Below are 5,810 nucleotides of genomic sequence, written 5' to 3'. Positions count from 1 at the left end.
GACGAAGTCGTAGCCGCGCATCCGGCGGTTCGCGAGGCCGCTGCGGATCTGCGGCATGTAGCCGATCGACGCGTTGCCGCGCACGACCGGCACGCCGCCGACGGACAGCGTGCCGGCCGACACGGGCACGAGGCCGAGCACCGCGCGCATCAGCGTCGTCTTGCCCGCGCCGTTCGGCCCGAGCACGCCGACGAATTCGCCGGGTTCGATCGAGAAGCTGACGTCGCGCAGGATCGTGCGTCCGCCCAGTTCGAGCGTGACGCGATCGACGGCGAGTGCGTGAGGAGTGGCGGTCATGTCGTTACGGTGGTTTATTTCTTGCCGGCGGCTAGCGCGGTCGAGAGCGCGTCGAGCTGGCCGGCCATCCATTGCTGGAAGGTCTTGCCGGCCGGCTGCGTCTCGGTGACGCTGACGGTCGGTACGCCGCCGTCGCGCGCGATCTTCAGCAGGCGCTTGGTCATCGGTTCTTCAGCCTGGCTGTTGTAGATCAGCACGCGCACCTGCTTCTTGCGCAGGTCGTTCTCGAATGCGGCGACGTCCTGCGCGCTCGCCTCGGTGTCGTTCATCGTCGCGAGCTGGAAGCGCTGGTTGCGCATGTCGAGGCCGATCGCGTCGGACATGTAGCCGAACACGGGCTCGGTGGCCGTGACCGGCACGCCCTTGTACTGCGCGCGCAGCGCGGCGACCTTGTCGTCGACGGGCTTCAGCGAGGCAACGAACTTCTGCAGGTTCGCGTCGTATTCGGCCTTGTTCGCCGGGTCGGCGCGGCCGAGCTCGGCCGCGATCGCGCGCGCGGCGGCCGGCATCGTCGCCGGGTCGTACCACAGGTGCGGGTTGTCGCCGGCCTTCTTGCCGACGAGATCGGCGACGACGATGGTCGCGCGCTTCGCCTGCTTCGACGCGCCGAGCAGCTTGCTCATCCACGGATCGTAGTTGGCGCCGTTGTAGATCACGACCTGCGCGTGCTGGAGTGCGCGGGCCGTTTTCGGGCTGGCTTCGAACAGGTGCGGATCCTGGTCCGGATTGCTGAGGATGCTCGTGACCGCGACGTGGCTGCCGCCGATCTGCGACGCGACATCGCCGTAGAAATTCTCGGCGGCCACGACGTTGACGGCCGCGGCCTGCGCGACCGCGGGCGCCGCGAGCGACAGTGCGGCGACGGCGGTGGCGAGCCAGCGGACAGGCGACAGGGCACGCCGCGGCGCGCGCTTCAGGGCAATGGACATGGAACTCCTCGTTGGAAGGGGCGGCGCGTGCGCCGCGCGAGATGCGTCAGCGTTGTACGGGCTTGTGCTTGCAGTGCCCGCACAGGCCGCTCAGCTCGACGACCTGGTGGTGGACTTCGAAGCCGTGCGCGGGCTCGCTCGCGGACAGCTGCTTCGCGAGGTCGCCGCCGGGAATCTCGACGGTGTCGCCGCACGAATCGCAGATCAGGAACTGGCCTTCGTGCGGGACGCCGATCTCGCAGCACGCGAAGAACGCGTTCTTCGATTCGATCCGGTGGATGAAGCCGTGCTCGACGAGGAAATCGAGCGCGCGATAGACGGTCGTGGGCGGCACGCGGCCGCGTTGCGGCTCGAGCTCGGCGAGCAGGTCGTACGCGCCGATCGGGCGCTGCGCGGCCAGCACGCGTTCGTAGACCTGACGGCGCAGCGGCGTCCACGCGAGCCCGTGCTCGGCGGCGAATGCGTCGGCCCGGGACAGCCGGGCGTCAATGGACGATGAGGTAGCCATGGCGTGAGGCAGGGCGATGAAACAAAGTATGGCGATGATATAACGTATCGCCGCGCCGTGCAGCGCGAAATCCCCTTTCCGCCCTCGCTCCGTCCCCTTCATCGCCGATCCGATCGCGCCGCACCGTGCGCGCTGTGCCTTGCCGGGCGTGCGCGGCGGGTTGCCACGGTACGCCGTCGTGCCGCAGCGCGTCATAGAAAGCCGTCACGTCGTCTTGACAGCGTGAATCGCGTATCCGATCATTCGATCACCAACAGAGCAATTGATCGGTTCGCGAGCGTTCGCTCACCTCGCAGCCGTCGACAAGCAGAACGAACCGGAGACAGCCAGTGAGACTGGAAGACAAGGTCGCGATCCTGACGGGCGCCGCAAGCGGCATCGGCGAGGCGGTCGCGCAACGCTATCTGGACGAGGGCGCACGCTGCGTGCTCGTCGACCTGAAGCCGGCAGGCGGCTCGCTTGCGCGGCTCATCGAGGCGAACCCCGGTCGCGCGGTGGCCGTCACCGCCGACGTCACGCGCCGCGACGACATCGAGCGGATCGTTGCCACGACGGTCGAACGCTTCGGCGGCGTCGACATCCTGTTCAACAACGCGGCGCTGTTCGACATGCGCCCGATCCTCGACGAATCGTGGGACGTGTTCGACCGGCTGTTCGCGGTCAACGTGAAAGGGCTGTTCTTCCTGATGCAGGCCGTCGCGCAGCGGATGGTCGAGCAGGGGCGCGGCGGCAAGATCGTCAACATGTCGTCGCAGGCCGGGCGTCGTGGCGAGGCGCTCGTTTCGCACTACTGCGCGACCAAGGCCGCGGTGATCAGCTATACGCAGTCGGCCGCGCTCGCGCTCGCGCCGCACCGGATCAACGTGAACGGCATCGCGCCGGGCGTCGTCGACACGCCGATGTGGGAGCAGGTCGATGCGCTGTTCGCACGCTACGAGAACCGGCCGCTCGGCGAGAAGAAGCGGCTCGTCGGCGCAGCCGTGCCGCTCGGCCGCATGGGCGTGCCGGGCGACCTGACCGGCGCCGCGCTGTTCCTCGCGTCGTCCGACGCCGATTACGTTACCGCCCAGACGCTGAACGTCGACGGCGGCAACTGGATGAGCTGACATGGTGCCGCTCGCACGCGCCACCAGCCGCCCGGCCCGCGACGACGCGGCCGCCGGCGCACGAGGAGGGCACGCCTGATGGCCGAGATCGTCGTTGCCGGCGAACTGCTCGCCGAATTCGTCGCCGCCGAACGCGGCCAGGGCTTCGATACACCGGGCCTGTTCGAAGGGCCGTTTCCGAGCGGCGCGCCGGCGATCTTCGCCGACCAGGCCGCGCGGCTCGGCGCACGCGTCGCGTATGCGGGCTGCGTCGGCCGCGACGCATTCGGCGACGCGATCGTCGCGCGGCTCGAACGCGATGGCGTCGACGTCGCACGCATCCGCCGCGTCGCGCGCCCGACCGGCACCGCGTTCGTCGCGTATCGCGACGACGGCTCGCGCAGCTTCGTGTTCACGCTGTCCACCAGCGCCGCCGCGTGCGTCGATGCGTCCGATGTCGATACCGCGATGTTCGACGGCTGCCGTTATTTCCACGTGATGGGTTCGTCGCTGACGAGCGAATCGGCGATCGCGGCGGTGCAGCGCGGCGTGATCGAGGCCGCGCGCGCAGGAGCCAAAGTGTCGTTCGATCCGAACGTGCGGCCTGAAATGCTGAGCTTTCGCCCGATGCGCGCGGCGCTCGACGCGATGCTCGCCGCGTGCCACCTGTTCCTGCCGAGCGAAGCCGACCTGCCGTTCTTCTGCGGGCCGCAGCCGGCCGAGCGCGCGATCGCGGGCCTGCTCGCGACGCATCCGCTGCTCGAGCGCGTCGTGCTGAAACGCGGCGCGCAAGGCAGCGTCGCGTTCGATCGCGCGAACCGGGCGGAAGCGCCGGCGTTTCAGGTCGACGAACTTGACCCGACCGGCGCCGGCGACTGCTTCGGCGGCACGCTGGTCGCGAGCCTCGTCGCGGGTGTGCCGATCGAGGTCGCACTGCGCCGCGCGAACGCGGCCGGGGCGATCGCGGTCACGCGGCGCGGCCCGATGGAGGGCAACAGCAGCGCGGCCGAAATCGACCGCTTCCTGACCGAACGAGGTATCGCATGTCCGGCTTGACCACCTTCGCCGAACGTTCGCGCACCGCACATGCGGACGCGGTGCTGCGGATGATCTTCGACGCGAACCGCGCGGACGCGCAGCGCGGCATCTATTCGATCTGCAGCGCGCACCGGCTCGTGCTGGAGGCCGCGTGCGAAGCAGCGCGCGCGGATGGGTCGCCGCTGCTGATCGAGGCGACCTGCAACCAGGTGAACCATCTCGGCGGCTATACGGGCATGACGCCGGCCGATTTCCGCCGCGATGTCGACGCGATCGCGCACTATCTCGCGTCGCTGTCGCCGCCGGTCGACGCAGCGGCCGCCGCCGACGCGGCCATCCGTCAGGCGCGCGGCGCGGAAACCGTTGCGACGCTCGGCCTCGAGAACGGTCGCCGTGCGTTCGACGCCGCGTGTGCGGTCTGTCATGCGGAATCGGGCGGCGTCGGGCATTTCGGCGTACGCCCGCTGATGGGGCTCAACACGAGCGTCAGCCAGGCCGCGCCGGACAACCTGCTGCGCGTACTGCATCACGGGATCGACCAGCCGGCCACCGGCGAACTCGGCTACATGCCGGGCTTCGGCGACGCATTCGACGACCGGCAGATGGCCGAGCTGGCCGCGTACATCCGCGCGCGGTACGCGCCGGGACAGCCGGCGTGGCGGAACCTGGCGGAAGCGTCGGCCAGGATCCGGCAGGAAGCCGCGCACTGATCGGCCGCCGTGCAACGGGCTGCGGCGGGAGACCGACCGGGCAAAACTACCGGCTGGCGCGATCTGGCCCGGAAATGGGGCGGAAATATTGCCCCATTTCATCATCGTTTAACCATTCGAAACAATGTGTTCACTGAAAGGGGCATGATCTCCGGCGATTGAGCAGGCATACTGTCGCCTATGTTGCTCAATGCGCGTCGAACGGCGCGCGCTTGCCCCCCATGTCCACTCCAGTTTCCTTTCGAACCTTGCGATGGTTGACCGTCGCGGCTGCTGCATGCTTGCTCGCCGCGTGTTCGACCGCTTCCGACGTGACCGCGACGTCGAACCCGAACGTGTTTACCGTGACGACGCGCACGGTCGGCGTGTCGACGACGTGGGCCGACGCCCATACGAAGGCCGTCGACGAAGCCACCAACTACTGCACGCAGCGCGGCATGCGCGCGAGCATGAAGCAGGAATCGCTGACGAGCGGCAGCCGTGTCGGCGCGCGCTCCGAACTCGCGTTCGAGTGCCATCCGACCTTCGAGACGGCGTCGAACCCGCGCGGTTGAGCGACCGGCGGCGCCGACGCGCCGTCACTGCCCGCGGTTTTCTTCCCCCGCATGCAAAACGACCCGCGATGCCGTTCAGGCACATCGCGGGTCGACGCACGTCCGTCGCAGGCTGCGGCGCTTACGCCGGCTGCGCCTCGTACAGCTTCACGCACGCGGAGAAGTCGAGCGTGCCGAGCCCTTGTTGGCTCATCGACTGATAGAGCTGCTGCGCGAGCGCGCCCATCCACACCGGCTGATGCGCGCTGCGCGCCGCTTCGGTCGCGAGCCCGAGATCCTTCAGCATCAGGTTCGCCGCGAACCCGCCCGCGTAGCCGCGCGCGGCCGGCGCGGTGCCGCTCACGCCCGGATACGGGTTGTACGTGTCCGAGCTCCAGCAGCGGCCGGTCGACGTGTTGATGATGCCGGCCAGCACGGCCGGATCGATCCCGAGCGCGGCGCCGAGCGCCATCGCTTCCGACACGCCCATCATCGAGATCCCGAGCAGCAGGTTGTTGCAGATCTTCGCGATCTGCCCGGTGCCCGTGCCGCCGCACTGCACGACGTTCTTGCCCATGTCGAGCAGCACGGGGCGGATGCGTTCGAACAGCGCGGCGTCCGCGCCGACCATGAAGGTCAGCGTGCCGGCCTGCGCGCCGCCGGTGCCGCCCGACACCGGCGCGTCGGCGAGCGGGAAGTCGCGCTGCGCG

Annotated in this window: 8 protein-coding genes and 1 pseudogene; 5 read left to right on the top strand and 4 right to left on the bottom strand. The window is 69.2% G+C overall.

All coding sequences use genetic code 11. From position 1 onward, the window contains the following. The 3 genes from G3N93_RS32800 to G3N93_RS32790 all read right to left on the bottom strand — a co-directional run. Positions 1-297 (bottom strand): ATP-binding cassette domain-containing protein (locus tag G3N93_RS32800; protein ID WP_206134818.1); only part of this gene is annotated, 297 nt, incomplete at its 3' end. A gap of 14 nt (positions 298-311) precedes the next feature. After that, positions 312-1,226 carry a metal ABC transporter solute-binding protein, Zn/Mn family gene (locus G3N93_RS32795; RefSeq protein WP_206134817.1) on the bottom strand — a complete coding sequence of 305 codons (915 nt, stop codon included), beginning with the start codon at positions 1,224-1,226 and terminating at the stop codon, positions 312-314. 46 nt (positions 1,227-1,272) lie between these two features. Next, positions 1,273-1,734 (bottom strand): Fur family transcriptional regulator, encoded by a 462-nt coding sequence (locus tag G3N93_RS32790; protein ID WP_011353040.1) that lies wholly within the window; start codon positions 1,732-1,734, stop codon positions 1,273-1,275. 329 nt (positions 1,735-2,063) lie between these two features. On the opposite strand from G3N93_RS32790, the gene G3N93_RS32785 reads away from it, so the two are divergent. The 5 genes and pseudogenes from G3N93_RS32785 (at position 2,064) to G3N93_RS32765 (ending at position 5,121) form a co-directional block, all read left to right on the top strand. After that, on the top strand, positions 2,064-2,840 hold the full coding sequence (locus G3N93_RS32785) for an L-iditol 2-dehydrogenase (protein WP_206134816.1): 777 nt from the start codon (positions 2,064-2,066) through the stop codon (positions 2,838-2,840). A gap of 78 nt (positions 2,841-2,918) precedes the next feature. After that, positions 2,919-3,875, top strand: a complete 957-nt coding sequence (locus G3N93_RS32780; RefSeq protein ID WP_174941397.1) for a sugar kinase — start codon at positions 2,919-2,921, stop codon at positions 3,873-3,875. Continuing rightward, positions 3,863-4,135 (top strand): annotated as a pseudogene (locus tag G3N93_RS42305) (class II D-tagatose-bisphosphate aldolase non-catalytic subunit); the annotation flags it as partial. The gene G3N93_RS32780 and the pseudogene G3N93_RS42305, both read left to right, overlap by 13 nt. Then, positions 4,130-4,567, top strand: coding sequence for a cytochrome c (locus tag G3N93_RS32770; RefSeq protein WP_307873443.1), 438 nt, complete (start codon positions 4,130-4,132; stop codon positions 4,565-4,567). The pseudogene G3N93_RS42305 and the gene G3N93_RS32770, both read left to right, overlap by 6 nt. A 221-nt stretch (positions 4,568-4,788) precedes the next feature. Further along, positions 4,789-5,121, top strand: coding sequence for a hypothetical protein (locus G3N93_RS32765; protein ID WP_174936035.1), 333 nt, complete (start codon positions 4,789-4,791; stop codon positions 5,119-5,121). Positions 5,122-5,242: 121 nt separating this feature from the next. Here the strand turns inward: G3N93_RS32765 and G3N93_RS32760 are convergent. Continuing rightward, positions 5,243-5,810, bottom strand: a 568-nt coding sequence (locus G3N93_RS32760; protein ID WP_206134815.1) for an NAD-binding protein, incomplete at its 5' end; no start/stop codon positions are given.

This window comes from Burkholderia sp. Se-20378 (genome assembly GCF_017104665.1).
GTDB lineage: Bacteria > Pseudomonadota > Gammaproteobacteria > Burkholderiales > Burkholderiaceae > Burkholderia > Burkholderia lata.
This window is presented reverse-complemented; position numbering and strand designations above follow the sequence as displayed.